The organism is Rhizobium sp. R635 (genome assembly GCF_002211285.1).
Taxonomy (GTDB): Bacteria; Pseudomonadota; Alphaproteobacteria; order Rhizobiales; family Rhizobiaceae; genus Rhizobium.
The window spans coordinates 70,721-87,211 of sequence record NZ_LOKX01000005.1; the positions used below are offsets into that span (position 1 = coordinate 70,721).

Annotated in this window: 17 protein-coding genes; 13 read left to right on the top strand and 4 right to left on the bottom strand. The window is 61.0% G+C overall.

What is annotated here, in order from left to right; genetic code table 11:
- Positions 1–344: 344 nt before the first annotated feature.
- The 12 genes from ATY78_RS28135 (at position 345) to ATY78_RS06345 (ending at position 10,808) form a co-directional block, all read left to right on the top strand.
- A complete protein-coding gene (locus tag ATY78_RS28135) occupies positions 345–1,001 on the top strand; it encodes a hypothetical protein (RefSeq protein ID WP_141105625.1) in 657 nt (218 codons plus the stop codon).
- A gap of 33 nt (positions 1,002–1,034) precedes the next feature.
- The gene (locus ATY78_RS06295; protein ID WP_088681479.1) at positions 1,035–1,586 is read left to right on the top strand and encodes a DUF4760 domain-containing protein; all 552 of its coding nucleotides are present in this window, start codon (positions 1,035–1,037) and stop codon (positions 1,584–1,586) included.
- A 259-nt stretch (positions 1,587–1,845) separates the two neighbouring features.
- Positions 1,846–2,127, top strand: a complete 282-nt coding sequence (locus tag ATY78_RS06300; protein WP_088681480.1) for a hypothetical protein — start codon at positions 1,846–1,848, stop codon at positions 2,125–2,127.
- Positions 2,124–2,483, top strand: a complete 360-nt coding sequence (locus tag ATY78_RS06305; protein WP_141105626.1) for a hypothetical protein — start codon at positions 2,124–2,126, stop codon at positions 2,481–2,483. The genes ATY78_RS06300 and ATY78_RS06305 overlap by 4 nt, the downstream gene beginning before the upstream one ends.
- Positions 2,484–2,917: 434 nt before the next feature.
- Entirely contained in the window at positions 2,918–3,802 is an 885-nt protein-coding gene (locus ATY78_RS06310) for a dihydrodipicolinate synthase family protein (protein WP_088681586.1), read from the top strand.
- Positions 3,803–3,809: 7 nt separating this feature from the next.
- On the top strand, positions 3,810–4,487 hold the full coding sequence (locus tag ATY78_RS06315) for a GntR family transcriptional regulator (RefSeq protein WP_190237407.1): 678 nt from the start codon (positions 3,810–3,812) through the stop codon (positions 4,485–4,487).
- 59 nt (positions 4,488–4,546) lie between these two features.
- Positions 4,547–5,875 (top strand): sugar ABC transporter substrate-binding protein, encoded by a 1,329-nt coding sequence (locus tag ATY78_RS06320; protein ID WP_088681482.1) that lies wholly within the window; start codon positions 4,547–4,549, stop codon positions 5,873–5,875.
- Positions 5,875–6,813 carry a sugar ABC transporter permease gene (locus ATY78_RS06325; RefSeq protein WP_088681483.1) on the top strand — a complete coding sequence of 313 codons (939 nt, stop codon included), beginning with the start codon at positions 5,875–5,877 and terminating at the stop codon, positions 6,811–6,813. The genes ATY78_RS06320 and ATY78_RS06325 overlap by 1 nt, the downstream gene beginning before the upstream one ends.
- On the top strand, positions 6,813–7,628 hold the full coding sequence (locus ATY78_RS06330) for a carbohydrate ABC transporter permease (RefSeq protein ID WP_033183241.1): 816 nt from the start codon (positions 6,813–6,815) through the stop codon (positions 7,626–7,628). Before ATY78_RS06325 ends, ATY78_RS06330 begins: the two co-directional genes overlap by 1 nt.
- A gap of 18 nt (positions 7,629–7,646) precedes the next feature.
- Positions 7,647–8,618 carry a sugar kinase gene (locus ATY78_RS06335; RefSeq protein WP_088681484.1) on the top strand — a complete coding sequence of 324 codons (972 nt, stop codon included), beginning with the start codon at positions 7,647–7,649 and terminating at the stop codon, positions 8,616–8,618.
- Positions 8,619–8,765: 147 nt separating this feature from the next.
- Positions 8,766–9,788, top strand: coding sequence for a cell division protein FtsZ (ftsZ, locus tag ATY78_RS06340; RefSeq protein WP_088681588.1), 1,023 nt, complete (start codon positions 8,766–8,768; stop codon positions 9,786–9,788).
- Between the two features lie 42 nt (positions 9,789–9,830).
- Positions 9,831–10,808 (top strand): L,D-transpeptidase, encoded by a 978-nt coding sequence (locus tag ATY78_RS06345; protein ID WP_088681485.1) that lies wholly within the window; start codon positions 9,831–9,833, stop codon positions 10,806–10,808.
- A gap of 109 nt (positions 10,809–10,917) precedes the next feature.
- Here the strand turns inward: ATY78_RS06345 and ATY78_RS06350 are convergent, their stop codons facing one another.
- The gene (locus tag ATY78_RS06350) at positions 10,918–12,243 is read right to left on the bottom strand and encodes an FAD-binding oxidoreductase (RefSeq protein ID WP_088681486.1); all 1,326 of its coding nucleotides are present in this window, start codon (positions 12,241–12,243) and stop codon (positions 10,918–10,920) included.
- Positions 12,244–12,462: 219 nt separating this feature from the next.
- Between ATY78_RS06350 and ATY78_RS06355 the strand changes: the two genes are divergently transcribed.
- Entirely contained in the window at positions 12,463–12,939 is a 477-nt protein-coding gene (locus ATY78_RS06355; RefSeq protein ID WP_008532606.1) for an Lrp/AsnC family transcriptional regulator, read from the top strand.
- A gap of 46 nt (positions 12,940–12,985) precedes the next feature.
- Here ATY78_RS06355 and ATY78_RS06360 read toward each other — a convergent pair whose 3' ends face one another.
- Genes ATY78_RS06360 through ATY78_RS06370 form a run of 3 tightly spaced genes read right to left on the bottom strand, consistent with a single transcriptional unit; the run spans position 12,986 to position 16,442 of the window.
- Positions 12,986–14,641: an ABC transporter ATP-binding protein gene (locus ATY78_RS06360; protein ID WP_088681487.1), complete on the bottom strand. Its 1,656-nt coding sequence runs from the start codon at positions 14,639–14,641 to the stop codon at positions 12,986–12,988.
- On the bottom strand, positions 14,641–15,495 hold the full coding sequence (locus tag ATY78_RS06365) for an ABC transporter permease (protein WP_088681488.1): 855 nt from the start codon (positions 15,493–15,495) through the stop codon (positions 14,641–14,643). Before ATY78_RS06365 ends, ATY78_RS06360 begins: the two co-directional genes overlap by 1 nt.
- A complete protein-coding gene (locus ATY78_RS06370; RefSeq protein WP_088681489.1) occupies positions 15,492–16,442 on the bottom strand; it encodes an ABC transporter permease in 951 nt (316 codons plus the stop codon). The genes ATY78_RS06365 and ATY78_RS06370 overlap by 4 nt, the downstream gene beginning before the upstream one ends.
- Between the last annotated feature and the right edge of the window lie 49 nt (positions 16,443–16,491).

The following is a 16,491-nucleotide window of genomic DNA, read 5'->3' on the forward strand; positions in this document are numbered from 1 at the left end:
TGCTCTACTCTCCCAAAGCGGTTTTTCCTCTACCCAAGCGAAATACTCGCTTGCAGCGGCCCAATTTCCGGAGATGCGAATGTTGGTATCCGGCCATGGCTGCCTGGAGCCATCCAGAACTCATTTCCTTTTGGAGCTGCCATTGGCCACCTTTGCCGGTCTGAGCGGCTGAAAATTGGCGACAATGAGATCGTCACCACGTCCAGCCATGAGGCCTTAAGAATTCGCCGGCTGCAGATGATGCGCACCCCATCATTGTATCGCACTTTGCTGCATACACACTAGGAGTTGACTGCAAAGAAGAATCATCAATTAATAAAGTTCGTTAGCTTGAGAGGGGCATCATGAAAACCTTTTTTGTACTTGTTTCATCCGCAGCATTAGTAACATCTTGCGGAACTGACGGAACGTTTCTTCCGCGACGTATGTACATCAAACAAACCGCGGCCGTTGACGCTTTAGGGCCGGGCGCTATTTCAACAAGCTTGGTGCGCGCAACGACAATTCAGCCAGGGCGCATCTATCACCAAGCCGCCGACGGTTCGATACATCCTATCTGCCAGAAGGATTTTGAAAAACAAAATGCGTTAAAGGCTATGCCAGTAAAAGAGGAGAAGCGTCCCGGCGATATCGCCGAAGACACCGTCTATCAAGCGAGTGTTTCTCTTCCCCTCGGGCTCGGGAAAGCTAGGTTCCCTTACGATCGAGTAAAGGTGACGGGTTTCACCGTCACTTCTATTGATGGCGTTGATAATGTGCCCAGTTACATTCTCAGCAACCTAGCGTCCAAATGCAAAACGGAGACCCTAAAAAACAACAGGCCGTACTACGTTACATCCGCAGTTGCTGTTGCGGACAAAGCAGAAACATACTCCCGGAGCGCCGTCGATTCAGTTAGCGTTGGCCCTTTCACCTATGAAGGGGGCGAAGAAACAAAAGGGCCCACGCGATCGAATGTTGTCTTTGCGGCAACTGCTCGACGTGTCTCTAAGGAACCTTAGCGCAGGCACCTAAACTGGGGTGGCATCGTAGGAATGACCGCTGCCACCCTTGTCTGTTTCGCGCTCACTTCCATAGAAAGCAGCAGGATGTTTGATCTTATCCGTAGCTTACTGGTTCAGCATCATGACGCCCTGGAGTCGGCAGCAGCTATCGCCACCGTCTTCGCGTTGATAGTGCCCTTACCTATCTTTGTCGCGTCCTCCGTCCTGCAGAGACGGGCCATCGCTCGAGACCGCGCATATACATTGATCGAGAAGCTAGATTCCGAGGAGTTTTTGGTACTTCGGAACGCTTTGCTGCGCCTGATAGCGCAAGAAAAACTCATGCCGAAAACGGAATATGCCGATCTTTCTCCCGATGATCAAAATGAACTGCGCAGGTTCTTAAACTTCAATGAGTGGATCGGCCTGCATGTCAACACTTCGAGGATAGAACGCGACACCTTTTACCGTTTCTATCGCAGTTCCTTCATCAAAGACTGGGATGTTCTGAAGCCAACTATTGATCATCTGCGCGCGAAAGCGAAAAATCCCAACATCTACTCCGAATGGGAGCGGGCGGTTCAAAACGCTCGCAAAAGATAGCCGAATCGCTTCGAGCGTGATGTCTGCGTTCCCATGCAAGCCTAGCCACTCTCACGCCCCTCGACAAGATCCAGCTCTTGATGCAAGTTCAGATTGTTTGGAGAGGGTAATGAGATGGTTGGAGCTCTATGACGACGATAGAAGCGTTTTCGTCAATTCGGATCGATGCTGCGGACTTTCGGCATGATAAGCAGACGCAGGTCGCGATGGGAGCCTTCGGTGATGACGCCGCAGCGGTCGAAAGAAGCTTGAGGGTCGCATGAGCGAGAGAACCGATAAGCCGTTTCAAGAATCTTTACGCCAAGCATTCAAGAACAACCGTCGACCTGTGTCCTTGGAACTCGCAGCAAATATATATGCTGATCTTTCTAACATCCGAGATATGTCTATGGAGTTGATTTCTCTTCTCATCTCTCTTTCGGAGAGTCAGGAACACGTTGATCTACTCAAGAAGTTCGCTGAACAGGTATATGCTTATCAAGATAACTTGGGCAAAGGCATGGAGTTGCTTCTGAGTGAAGGTCGGGAGGCGACGAAGTGACGGACAGACTTTCTGAACTCGAAGGCATGTGGCACGAGAGAACGAATGCAGCGCGCGCTGCGCTGCCATTGAAATCCGGCGGCGGAGGTGGCACATTCGATGGTATGGAAGCTCGCGTCGAAGCCCTCGAAAAGAAGTTTGACAAGATTGATGGCAAACTAGACTCGATTGCCAACGATATGGCCTATATTAAGGGCAAAATAGAAGGCCTCCCCTCAGCGTCAGCATTTGGAGAACTCAAGGGGAGAGTTGACAGCCTCCCCACGACAGCCAAGGTCGCGTCAATCGTTGGTATGATTGGAGTCGGGATAACTATTTTGACGAAATGGTCCGAGCTGTCTAAGCTCATTCCCTAATTTTTCTGCTTCTCTCCGAGAAGATCCATCGAATATTGAACATACCTGTGCGATTTTTTCTTGAGACTGAAACAGCGAGATGATGCACTTCTTCCATTGCGCAAATTGCTGCTTATTCGCATGGGGGCGTGACGAATCCTCAGACACTCCAAATTGGTGCCCGCAACTCGACAGGCACCACCACCTGCGTGTCCTATGCTGAAATGGTTATCAATTCAAGCTGCAGCAACATCATCGGCTAGTCTAGTGAAAAGGTTTATGTTTCCCGCGATATCCAGTTTCTCGACCCATCGCTTCAGTACTTTGAGGCCCTTCTGAGTGCAAGAGACATTGTCGGTCGTCGCCAACCGCCAAGACCGACCACCGAACAATCACCCCTTTACAACTAACATGTCAGTCTGCTACACCTGACCCGTTAGCTGGGAGGAATGAAGTTGACATCAAAATTCGGGCTTTCCGTCGCCCTCGCCACGCCGTTCGATGAGAACGGCAATATTGCGATCGAGGTGATGATCGCGCAGGCGCGGCGGTGCCTTGCTGCCGGATGCTCCAGCGTGACGCTGTTCGGGACGACGGGTGAAGGTTCTTCGATCGGCAACGGGGAACGGGAGCGCGTGCTGTCTGCCTTCCTCGATGCCGGCATTGCGCCTGGCAACATCATCGCCGGCGTGTTGGTCGATGCCGCGGAGGATGCGGCGACGCAGGCCGGTCAGGCCCTTTCGCTCGGCGCCCGCAATATCCTTCTTGCCCCGCCGTCCTATTTCAAGAATGTCAGCGATGACGGCGTCTTCCAGTGGTTTTCCGCCGTCTTCGCCCTGCTGGGCGACAAGGCGCGCGATATCATCGTCTACAACCTGCCTTCGGTCACCATGGTTCCGCTGACCGTGTCGCTGATCGGCCGTCTCAAGGCCGCTTTTCCCAATATCGTCACCGGCGTCAAGGATTCCTCCGGCGACTGGCCCTATACCGAAAGCCTGCTGAAGGCGCATAACGATCTCATCATCCTGGTGGGCGACGAACGGCACCTCGCCAAAGCCGTGCAGCTCGGCGGCCAGGGCGCGATCTCGGGCATGGCGAATTTCGCGCCCCGCGAACTCAGGCCGCTGGCCGAAGAGGGCAAGGACGACGTCCGCATCGAGAATATGGTGGTGGAACTGCTGAAACATCCCGTCATCCCGGCGGTGAAGGCGATGATCGCGCGCACCACGTCGGAGGAGAGCTGGATTGCGGTTCGTCCGCCGCTGGTTTCGATATCCGCCGAAGGGCAGGCGCAGCTCGCCCTGGCTTTCGATCATCTTTTCCGCTCGAAAGCCGCATAGGTCAGACATGTTCGTGGGGGAGGCGATGGAGGAAACGGAGGAGCAGCCGACACTGCGGGAAAAGGCGTATGCGAGCTTCACGCGCCATCTTCTTGCGCGTGACGTGCGCCCCGGCCAGTTCGTTTCCCAGCGCCGGCTCGTCGAGCTGACGGGCCTGCCGCTCGGCGCCATCCGCGAGCTCATCCCCCGGCTCGAAGCTGAAGGGCTGATCAAGACCGTGCCGCAGCGGGGTCTGCAGATCGCCCACATCGATCTCAACCTCATTCGCGAGGCCTTCCAGCTGCGCGTATTCCTGGAGAAGGAAGCCGTGGCGCTGTTTACCAGGTCCGCCTCGGACGAGACGATCGCGAAACTCCTGAAGCAGCATCGGGATATCGCCGATGCCATTCGCAGCGGCGACGGATCGCATGAGCTGGAACTGCGCGCGCAGGCCGTCGACTGGGGCATGCACGACGCCTTTATCGATGCGCTTGGAAACACCATCATCTCGAACGCCTACCGCGTGAACTCGATCAAGATGCGCCTGATCAGCCAGGACCGTTTCCGCATCGAGGGCCATGTCGGGCCTGTCATGGGCGAGCATCTGAAGGTGCTCGAGGCGATCGAACGACGATCGGCGGAGGACGCCGTCAACAGCCTTGTCGCACACATCAACGGTGCAAGGGATCGTGCGCTGAGGATATAATCGGGAATAATCGGCCGGCGATGAGGAGATCGCCGGCACATAAAGGAGGAGGAACTCACATGCCATCATTCTTCAATCCGACGCGCAGAGGATTTCTGGCGGGCACGGCCGCGCTTGGGGCGAGCAGCATGCTCGGCATGCGCGCCGCATCGGCCGCCGTCGACTGGAAGCGCTTCACCGGCACGACGCTCGAAGTCAACCTGGTCAAGAGCCCGCGCAGCGAAATCCTTCTGAAGTACCTGCCTGAATTCGAGGCGCTCACCGGCATCAAGGTCAATGCCGAAGCGACGCCCGAGCAGCAGCAGCGCCAGAAGACGACGATCGAGCTCAGCTCCGGCAAGCCGAGCTTCGACGTCGTGCACATGAGCTACCATGTCCAGAAGCGGCAGTTCGAAAAGGGCGGCTGGCTTGCCGATATCAGCGGCTTCCTCAAGGACGCCTCGCTGACCGACCCGTCGCTCACCGAAAGCGATTTTGCCGAAGCCGGCCTCGCTTTCGCCAAGGATGGCGACGGCGTTCTGCGCTCTCTTCCCTTCTCGGTCGATTACTGGATCATCTACTGGAACAAGGCGCTGTTCGAGAAGAAGGGGCTTGCCTACCCCACGAGCTTCGACGAACTGGCAAGTGCGGCCGAAGCGCTGACCGATCCTTCGACCAACACCTATGGCTTCGTCGCCCGCGGCCTGAAGAACGCCAATACGCCGGTCTGGACATCGCTGCTGCTCGGCTATGATTCGAGCCCGCTCGGCCCCGACGGCAAGCTGCGCACGACCTCGCCGGAAGCGGTCGATGCGGCCAAGCTTTACCAGAAGCTGATGACCAAGACCGCCCCTCCCGGCGTCTCCGGCTTCAACTGGGCCGAGGCGCAGTCGGCCTTCCTGCAGGGCAAGATCGGCATGTGGCTCGATGGCGTCGGCTTCGCGCCGCCGATCGAAAACCCGGAAAAGTCGCGCGTCGTCGGCCAGGTCGGTTACGGCATCATGCCGAAGGGCCCAAAGGCACAGGCCGCCGGCACCTTCGGCGACGGTCTCGGCGTCGTCGCGGCCAGCCAGAAGAAGGAAGCCGCCTACCTCTTCTGCCAATGGGCGATTTCGCATGAAATGGGCGCACGCCTGCTGCAGGCCGGCGCCGGCGTTCCTTTCCGCCAGTCGGTGCTCGAGGATGCGAAGGTCCGCGAAGGCGTCAAGATGCCGGCCGCATGGCTGGATGCCGTCGTTGGCTCGGGCAAGATTTCCAAGCTCGCGCTGCCGGTCATCATTCCGGTCACCGAGTTCCGCGACATCTATGGCGTCGGCCTCACCAACATGATCGGCGGCGCCGATCCTGAGACAGAACTGAAGACGGCGACGGCACAGTTCGAACCCGTCCTGGCGAAGAGCGAGGGATAATGGCCTCGGCAGGCATCGAAACGGCCGCAGTGGCCAAGGCGCCGAAAGGAAGGAGCAAACCGGACAGGTTTGCTCCCAACTACTGGCCCTTCGTCATCCCGGCGCTCATCGTCATATCAGCCGTCATCGTCTTTCCATGGGTGTTTACGGTGTGGATGAGCGTCAATAGCTGGACGCTCGGTCAGTCGCAGGTCTTTGCGGGGCTGGACAATTATATCCGGCTCGCCACCGACATGCGATTCTGGGAGTCCCTGTGGCATACGGTGCTCTATACGACGCTCTCCGTGGTGGTTCCCCTTTTCCTGGGGACGCTCGCCGCGCTGATCTTCGATGCCAGATTCCCCTTGCGGGGCCTCATACGAGGCATATTCGTGATGCCGATGATGGCGACCCCGGTCGCCATCGCGCTCGTCTGGACCATGATGTACCATCCGCAGCTCGGCGTGCTCAATTATCTCCTCTCCTTCGTCGGCATCGGCCCGCAGGAGTGGATCTACAATCAGAGCAGCGTCATTCCATCGCTGGTGCTGGTCGAAAGCTGGCAGTGGACGCCGCTCGTCATGCTGATCGTGCTCGGCGGCCTGGCGGCCGTCCCGCGCGAGCCTTACGAGAGCGCTGAAATCGACGGCGCCAATGTCTGGCAGAAATTCCGCTATCTCACGCTGCCGATGATCGCGCCGTTCCTGATGATCGCGGTGATCATCCGCAGCATCGATGCGGTGAAGAGCTTCGACATCATCTATGCCATGACCCAGGGTGGGCCCGGCACGGCGTCGGAAACGATCAACATCTATCTCTACAACACCGCCTTCGCCTATTACGACATCGGCTACGGCTCGGCCATGGCGGTCGTCTTCTTCATCCTCATCGTGCTGCTCTCCTTCGTCCTGATGATGATCCGGCAGCGCGTGAACTGGTCCGACGGGGAGGCACGCTGATGAAGCGCAAGACGCTCGATCGCATCGGACTGCTGTTCGTCGCGCTGGTGATGATCTCGCCGGTCGTGCTGTTCTTCCTCTGGATGATCTCGCTGTCGCTGAAATACGAGATCGACAACGGCGCCTATCCGCCGATCTTCATCCCGGAACGTTTCGCCTGGTCGAATTATCTGAAGGTCTTCGAGGAAAACAACTTCTTCCTCTATCTCTGGAATTCGGTGCTGGTGACGGGCGCGGCCACGCTTCTGGCGCTCCTGATCGGCGTGCCGGCCGGCTATGGCATCGCGCGGCTGAAGGCGGAGAAATCCGCGATGGTCATCATGATCGCGCGCATGACGCCCGGCCTTTCCTTCCTGATCCCGCTCTTCCTGCTGTTCCAGTGGCTGAACCTGCTCGGCACGCTGATGCCGCAGATCATCATCCATCTCGTCGTCACCGTGCCGATCGTCGTGTGGATCATGATCGGCTATTTCGAAACGACGCCGATGGAACTCGAAGAGGCGGCAAGCATCGACGGGGCGACGCCATGGCAGGTCTTCCGCCTGGTTGCCCTGCCGATCGCGAGGCCCGGCATCGTCGTCGCCTTCATCCTGTCGGTGATCTTCTCCTGGAACAACTTCGTCTTCGGCATCGTGCTCGCCAGCCGCGAGACGCGAACACTCCCCGTCGCCGTCTACAACATGCTGTCTTTCGAACAGGTCAGCTGGGGGCCGCTTGCGGCCGCCGCATTGATCGTCACCTTGCCGGTGCTGATCCTGACGGTGTTTGCGCAGCGGCAGATCGTGGCGGGCCTGACGGCAGGCGCCGTCAAGTGAGCAGGTGAGGCAGAGATTTTGACGGCTTCTTCCGCCTTCGAGCCGCCTCCCGGTCCTGCGCGCCGCGTACTCTCAGTCGGCGCGGCGGTGCTGGATACGCTGTTCCGCGTGCGCTCGCTGCCCACCGGCCAGGGCAAGATCCTGCCCTACGAGATGCTGCAGATCGCCGAAGGCATGGCGTCGAGCGCGGCATTCGCCGTCGCCCGCCTCGGCGGCCATGCCAGCCTCTGGGGTGCGGTCGGCGACGATGCCGCGGGCGAACGCATCATCGCGGATCTCAGCGCGAGCGGCATAGATACGAGCGGCATGGCGGTTGTGCGGGGCGCCCGCTCGGCCGTCTCGACAATCCTCATCGATGATGACGGCGAGCGGCTGATCGTGCCCTTCTACGATGTGCGGCTGCACGATACGGTCAAGCCGGTCACGGAGCGGGAGGTCTCGTCCTTCGATGCGGTGCTCGTCGACGTGCGATGGCCAAAGCTCGCGCTGGCGGCGCTGTCGGCGGCGAGAGGGGCGGGCAAACCGGCCATTCTCGACGGCGATGTTGCGGGCAACGGCGTGATCGAACTGCTGGCGCCGGCGGCAAGCCACATCGTCTTCTCGCAGCCGGCCGCCGAGCGGCTCGCCGGAACGACCGATCCCGTGGAACTCGTCGGCCTGTTGAAGCGAAAGTTCGAGCAGGCCTTCATCAGCGTCACCGCAGGCGAAAACGGCTGCTTCTGGTTCGACGAGCAGACCGGAAAAATCCGCCATCTCGCGGCACCTCGGGTCAGGGCCGTCGATACGCTCGCGGCCGGCGATATCTTCCACGGCGCTTTCGCGCTCGCCATCGCGGAAGGCATGCCGATCGAAGAGACGATGCGATTGTCGTCCATGGCGGCGGCGCTCAAATGCCAGGTCTTCGGCGGCCGCACCGGCGCGCCGACTAGGGCCGAGGTGTGCGATGCGCTGCGGGATTGGGAGGCCAGGGCGGTTGAGGCCGGCACGTAGGACCGTGCCCGATAGTCCACACACCGCCAGCCAAACTCCGCCGCAGCCAAATTCTTTCGCCCTGCCGCCGCCTTTTTATGTTCTTAATGTGACGATTGATTCGTCACGGGCGAAGACGGAACATCCATGGGGCATAAGGAGCATATGATGACGGACGCCAAGAGCAGCATCGTGGGGCTGCGGCCACATATCACCGTCATTGGCGTCGGTGGCGGCGGCGGAAATGCGATCAACAACATGATCGCGGAAAATCTGGCCGGCGTCGAATTCATCGCCGCAAACACGGATGCGCAGGTGCTGGCCACGTCGAAGGCCTCCCGGCGCATTCAGCTCGGGGCACAGGTGACCGAAGGGCTCGGCGCGGGTTCGCTGCCGGAAGTCGGCCGTGCGGCCGCCGAGGAATCGCTCGACGAGATCATGGATCATTTGAGCGGCTCGCACATGTGCTTCGTCACCGCCGGCATGGGCGGCGGCACGGGAACGGGTGCGGCAGCGGTGATCGCCCGCGCGGCCCGCGACGCGGGCATCCTGACGGTCGGCGTCGTCACCAAGCCATTTTCCTTCGAAGGCAACCGCCGCATGCGGACGGCTGAGGTCGGCATCGAGGCGCTGCGTCAGGCGGCCGATACCGTCATCGTCATTCCAAACCAGAACCTCTTCCGCATCGCCGACGCGAAAACCACCTTCGCCGATGCCTTCATGACCGCCGACCGCGTGCTCTATTCCGGCGTCGGCTGCATTACCGATCTCATCGTCAAGGAAGGCCTGATCAACCTCGATTTCGCCGATGTGAAGTCGGTGATGCGCGGCATGGGCCGGGCCATGATGGGCACGGGCGAAGCCTCGGGCGAAAGCCGTGCGATGAAGGCGGCGGAAGGGGCAATCGCAAACCCGCTGCTCGACGATCTCTCGATGAAGGGCGCCAAGGGCGTGCTGATTTCGATTTCGGGCGGCTCCGACATGACGCTGTTCGAAGTCGACGAGGCGGCGAGCCGCATTCGCGACGAAGTCCAGGCGGACGCCGAAATCGTCGTCGGCGCAATCTTCGACCGCGGCCTCGACGGCAGGTTCCGTGTCTCGGTCGTGGCGACCGGCCTGGAAGGCCACGCCTATGACGCCATGCCCGGCGTCGCCCCTGAAGGCGTGCAGGTGCCGCGCATATTGCAGTAACGCCTTGTGGAACAACTAGCACCGGCGATCATTTGATGGTTCATGAAAACTGTCATATCGGTCGCAACGCTGGCTTTGCTTTTCTCCCTCGACACGGCGGATGCGCTGGAGCTGTCGCCGGAGGCCGTCAACACGGCCTCCCTTGCTTCGCTCGCAGCCGAGCGTCCGCAGAAACCGTCGCCGGACCCTGACCCGGCGATCGTGCGCCTGCAGGTGCTTCTCGACCGCGCGGGCTCCTCTCCCGGCGTGATCGACGGCCTCTATGGTGAGAATGTCGGCAAGGCCTTGGCCGGCTTCGAGGCGATGAACAAGCTCCCCTCCGATGGAAAACTGGACCCGGAGGTGATCGGCCGGCTGGAAAACGGCGCGCCCATCGTCGAAAGCTACGTCGTGACCAAGGAGGATGCCGCCGGTCTCGTCGACCGTATCCCCGAAGATTACGGGGAAAAGGCGGAGATGGCGAGCATGGGCTATACCAGCGTGGCCGAGAAGCTGTCGGAGCGCTTCCATATGGATATCGACCTGATGAAGGCGCTCAATCCCGCTTCGGATTTTGCGCCGGGCAAGACCATCCAAGTCGTGGCGACGGGCGCGCCGAGAGAGGGAAAAGTCAAGCGCATCGAGGTGAACGGCAGGAGCGGGCAGGTGCTGGCCTATGGCAACGACGGCGCGCTGCTTGCGGCCTATCCGGCAACGGTCGGCAGCAAAGACAATCCTTCACCCAGCGGCACGCACAAGGTCAAAGGCGTCGCCCGCATGCCGGTCTACCGATATGATCCGAAGGTGAATTTCAAGCAGGGCAAGAACAACAAGGTCCTGACGATCCCCAAGGGACCAAACGGGCCGGTCGGCAGCGTCTGGATCGACCTGACCGAGCCGACCTACGGCATTCACGGCACGCCCGATCCCGAACTGATCGACAAGGTGGCTTCGCATGGCTGCGTCCGCCTGACCAACTGGGATGCCGAAGAGCTTGCCGGGATGGTGAAGCCGGGTGTCGTGGTCAGATTCACCGACTGATCCGGACTAAAGCGCGTCGCGATCTTTCAGATTCGCTCCTTGCGCTTTAGGTCCTTGTTTTACGCATGTCGTTGCCGCAAACCCGCTGCACACTTTTGCGCGACATGCTTTAAAAATCAGCGACTTTGCCCCAGGCCGATCTCTTGAAGCGGTCGGGATGATAGGGCTTGGGATCGACGATCGGTGCGTCGCCGCTGACGATATCGGCGATCAGATGGCCGGCACCGGGGCCGATGCCGAAGCCATGGCCGCTGAAGCCGGCGGCGAGGATGAAGCCGGGGATCGAGGTGATTTCGCCGATCCCGGGCACGCCGTCCGGCGTGCTGTCGACATAACCGGCCCAGGCGGCGGTGATCTGCGTCGTCCTGAGATCGGGCAGGAGCTCAAGGGCGCGCGCATGGGTGCGCTCGATCGTCGGCCGATCGACCTTCGGATCTAGAATGCGCATGCGTTCCATCGGTGTCGGCGCGTCCAGCCGCCACCGCCGCAAGGTCTCGTGGCCGGACCTTGCGCCCTCCAATCCACCGGGCGCGAGGCTGCGCCAGCGCCGGATGAACATCGGCAGAAACTGCGGCGCGTAGCGGAATTGCTGCGGCGTCAGGTCGACGCGGCCGCCGCCGCTGATGGCGAGCGTATAGCCGCCGTCGCCGCGGCGCGTGGCAGAGACGGCGGAGGTGTGCAGGGCATCCGGCAGCGCAGCGGCAGGCGCCGAAACCGAAAGGATCGACGAACGGATAGACGCCTGGGGAAAGCGGATGCCGAGCTGATGGCAGAAGGAGGAGGCCCAGGCGCCGCCGGCGAGAACCGCGATGCGGGTGCGAATGGTGCCGTGCTCGGTGACGACGGCGGAAAGACGCCCGCCTTCGGTCTCGATGCCGCGGGCGGCACAGGATTGGCGCACCGTGCCGCCAAGTTTCAGGATCGCGCGCGCCACGGCCGGAGCCGCACTCGCCGGGTCGGCCGTCCCGTCGGTCGGGGAAAAGACGCCGCCCTTCCAGGCTTTGCCCGTCGCACGGCCGCGCTCGGTTGCCTCTGCACCGTCGAGCATATGGGTGGTGACGCCGGCTGTGCGGGCAAAGTCGCGCCAGCGCGCCCAGCCGGCCAGTTCTTCCTCGCTGTTGCTCAGATAGAAAAGCCCGCAGCGGCGAAAGCCGGTCTCTTCGCCGGACTCTGCCGAAAAACGCTCCCAGAGATCGAGGCTTTTCGTCGCCATCGGCAGCTCCCGCGCATCGCGGTTCTGCTGGCGGCACCAGCCCCAGTTCCGGCTCGACTGTTCCGCGCCGATCCGGCCCTTCTCTACGAGAACGACCTTGAGGCCGCGAAGCGCCATATAATATGCCGTGAAGACACCGATGATCCCGCCGCCGATCACCACGGCATCGGCAGCCGCAGGCAGCTTCAGGGGTGACTCAACGAATTTCAGCGGTGCCGGCATGGGGTATTCTCCGTTTACGGCGTAATCTAGCGAGAATTGCTGATGCTGCGTTGCCGGAGTTCGGCCGGCCGGCAGCACAACATGCCGTCTTGCGGGAAGTGCACAGAGGCTTGTGCTTCGCGGCAGCTCGCAAAACGAAATAGACAGGCAGGGGCAATGTGTTACCTTCGATGAAAGCTGTTGGACAGCATAATCTGCTGTAACCCGAATAGGTGCTTCGTGAAACTCGATCGAATCGACGTCAAGATCCTCCACGAACTGCAGAAGAATGGGCGCATCACCAATGTGGAACTGGCCGATCTCGTGGCGCTCTCCCCGAGCCCGTGCCTGATGCGCGTGAAGAAGCTGCAGGCGGAAGGTTATATCGAAGGTTATTCGGCCCAGATCAACGTCGGCAAGCTTGGCCAGACGCTGACCGTCTTTACCGAAATCACCCTGAAGAACCACCGGCAGATCGATTTTGCCCGCTTCCTCGCGGCGATCGAAAAGGTCGAGCAGGTCATCGAATGCCATCTCGTTTCCGGCGGCTACGACTATCTCGTCAAATTCGTCACCTCGGGGATCGGTGAATACCAGACGATCATGGAGCGCCTCACGGATATGGACGTCGGCATCGACAAATATTTCAGCTTCGTCGTGCTGAAATCGCCGATCGTCAGGGCGCATATGCCGCTGACGAGCCTGTTTCCGCTTTAGCACGCCGCCACACGAACCCTCAGCGTACTGAGGGCCGGCCTGTGTCTCACCCTCTGCTATAGGCGCGCACCAGTTCCGGATCCTGCGTCAGCCCGTCGAGCCAGGCCGGATCGAGCTTCGGCACCGAGGAGAAGAGCAGCTGGGAGTAGGGGTGCTGCGCCGCCTTGATCTTCTCGGGCGTGATTTCCTCGACCTTCCTGCCGTCATACATCACGACGATCTCGTCGCAGATCGCCTCGACCACCGAAAGATCGTGGCTGATGAAGATGTAGGAGAGGCCGAGTTCGCGCTGCAATTCCTTGAGCAGATCGATCACGGCGGCTGCGACGACCGTGTCTAGAGCCGAGGTGATCTCGTCGCAGAGGATCAGTTTCGGATCGGCGGCGAGCGCGCGGGCGAAATTCACGCGCTGTTTCTGCCCGCCCGAAAGCTCTCCCGGCCGGCGATGGCGAAGGCTGCGCGGCAGGCGGACCATATCAAGCAATTCGTCGATGCGGGCGCTGCGGGCCTTGGCCGCCATGCCATGGTAGAAGACGAGCGGCCGGTCGAGGATATCCTCGACCGATTTTGCCGGGTTGAGCGCCGTATCGGCATATTGGAAGACGATCTGCATCTGGCGCAGCTGGTCGCGTGAGCGTTCGCGGGCGCTGTGGCCGAGCTCCTTGCCGTCGAAGACGATCTTGCCGAAGGCGGCGGGCAGGATGCCGGCGATGGTGCGGGCAAGGGTCGACTTGCCGCAGCCGGATTCGCCGATAATGCCGAGATTGCGGCCTTTCTCGACCTTGAGGCTCACCTGCTGGACGGCACAGACCAAAGGCCGGCCGTCGGCCTGGCGCTGGCCGTAGCCGGCGACGACGTCCTCGATCGTCAAGAGCGGCGCCGGCAGAGCCTCGCCATCGATTTCGGAATTGCGCGCCTTCGGCTCGAAGGCGGCCAGCAGCTCGCGGGTATAGGGATGTTTTGCCGCGGTGAGGATCTCTTCCGTCGTGCCGGTCTCCTGGACCTCGCCGCCCTTCAGCACGACGATCCGGTCGGCGATCTGGGCGACGACGGCAAGATCATGCGAGACGTAGACGCCTGAAATGCCGCCCTTCTTCATCGCCGATTTGAAAGCGCGCAGCACTTCGATCTGCGTCGTCACGTCGAGCGCCGTCGTCGGCTCGTCGAAGATCATCAGCTTGGGGTCGCCGATCAGCGCCATCGCTGCCGAAAGGCGCTGCAACTGGCCGCCTGAGACCTGGTGGGGATAGCGTGTCCCGATGATCTCGGGTTCGGGCAGGGAAAGCGCCCGGAAGAGTTCGACCGCACGGCTTCTCGCTTCGTCGGCCGACATCAGGCCGTGGATGCGCGTGACCTCGATCACCTGATCCATGATCGTGATGGCTGGGTTGAAGGCGGCGGCCGCCGATTGCGGGACATAGGCGACCTCGGTGCCGCGCAGCCTGGCGCGCTGCTTTTCGGTAAGTCCGACCATATCCTGGCCGTCGAGCGAAACGCTGCCGCCCGAAATGCGGCAGCCCGGCCGGCAATGGCCCATCAGGCTGAGCGCGATCGTCGTCTTGCCCGAGCCGCTTTCGCCGATCAGCGCGACGATCTCGCCCTCGGCGATATCGAGGCTGACGCCCCGGATGATTTCGACGCGGCGGCCGGAATCGGTGGTGGCTTCGACGCGGAGGTCGCGGATTTCGACGAGATTGGTCATCACTCGCTCCGATCGCGGATTTTCTGCGGCAGGTTGTCGATCAGCAGATTCACGCTGATCGTGAGGCTGGCGATCGCAAGCGACGGGAACATGACGGCGGGAGCCCCGAAAGGCAGGCCGCCGATGTTTTCGCGAACGAGCGCACCCCAGTCCGCATAGGGTGGCTGCACGCCGAGCCCCAGGAAGGAGAGGCCGGAGAGCAGGAGAACGATGAAGACGAAGCGCAGCCCGAGATCGGCCAGCACCGGACCGACGATATTGGGCAGGATTTCCGAGCGGATCAGATAAAGGGTGTTTTCGCCGCGAATGCGGGCGACGGTGATGAAATCCATCGAATTGACGTTGACGGCGAGCGCCCGGGCGAAACGATAGGAGCCCGGTATGTAAATCACCGAAAGCGTCAGGATCAGCACCGGGATCGACGATCCCACGGCCGCGACCACGACGAGGCCGAAGAGCTTGCCCGGGATGGAATTCATCGCATCGAGGAAGCGCGAAAGCAGGGTATCGAGCCAGCCGCCGGCGACGGCCGCGATCATGCCGAGCACGACGCCGCTGAAGCAGGCGATCGTCACCGCCGCGAGCGAGATGCCGACTGTGTAGCGCGCGCCCATCAGAATGCGCGAGAACACGTCGCGGCCGAGATAATCCGAGCCCATCCAGAATTGCTGGGAGATCGGGCCGAAATAATCGGTATCGACGATCTCGCCGACGGGGTAGGGGATGAGCAGATGCGCGAAGATCGCGATGAAGGCCCAGAAGAGGATGACGGCAAGCCCGACCAGCCCGACTGGGTTGAAGCGGTAGCCGAGCCGGCGCGTGGCGGCGGGCCGTTGTTGGATATCGGATGTCATCGCAGCCTCGGATTGGAAAGAATGGCGATAATGTCGGCAAGCGTGATCAGGATCAGGTAGCCGAGGCAGAAGATCATCGCGCAGCTCTGGATCAGCGGCAGGTCGCGCGTGGCGACCGCATCGACCATCAGTTTGGCGATGCCGGGATAGTTGAAGATGGTTTCGACGATGATCACTCCGCCGAGCAGATAGGAGAGCGACAGCGCGATCGCGTTGACGATCGGGCCAAGCGCGTTGGGAAGCGCGTGCCGCAGCACGATGCGGGTCCGCGACGCGCCTTTCAAAAGAGCCATCTCGACATAGGGCGTGCTCAGCGTTTCAACGACCGCGGCGCGGGTCATGCGGATCATCTGCGCTGAGACAACGAAGGTCAGCGTGATGACGGGCATGGCGTAAACGCGCAGCATATCGGCAAGCGAGTGGACTTCATTGGCAAGCGACAGTGCCGGCAGCCAACGGAGATAGACGGCAAAAACCAGCACCGCCGAGGTCGCCACCATGAATTCCGGCACGGATATGACGCCGATCGTCAGGATCGTCACGATCCGGTCGTAGACCGAGCCGCGCAGCATGGCGGCGGTGATGCCGAGCGTCAGCGCGATCGGCACTGAGAACAGCGCGGTCACGCCTGCGAGCTTCAGCGTATTGACGAAGCGGCCGCCGATCAGCTGGCTGATCGGCATGTCGTTGGCATAGGACGTGCCGAGATCGCCCGAAAGCAGGCCGGCGAGCCAGTGAAGGAAGCGCAGGATAGCCGGCTGGTCCAGATGCATGGCCTTGCGCAGGCCTTCGACGGCTTCCGGCGTCGCCGCCTGCCCGAGCAGGATCGTCGCCGTATCGCCGGGCAGCATGGTCGTGGCGAAAAACACGGCGAAGGAGACGATCACCAGTGTGACCAGGGCGATGAGCAACCGGTTCGATATGAGGGACAGCACCTCTTTATTCATGCGCGCGCTCCCTTCGGCATTCGGCTGAGGATTATAACGCAGGGGAAGG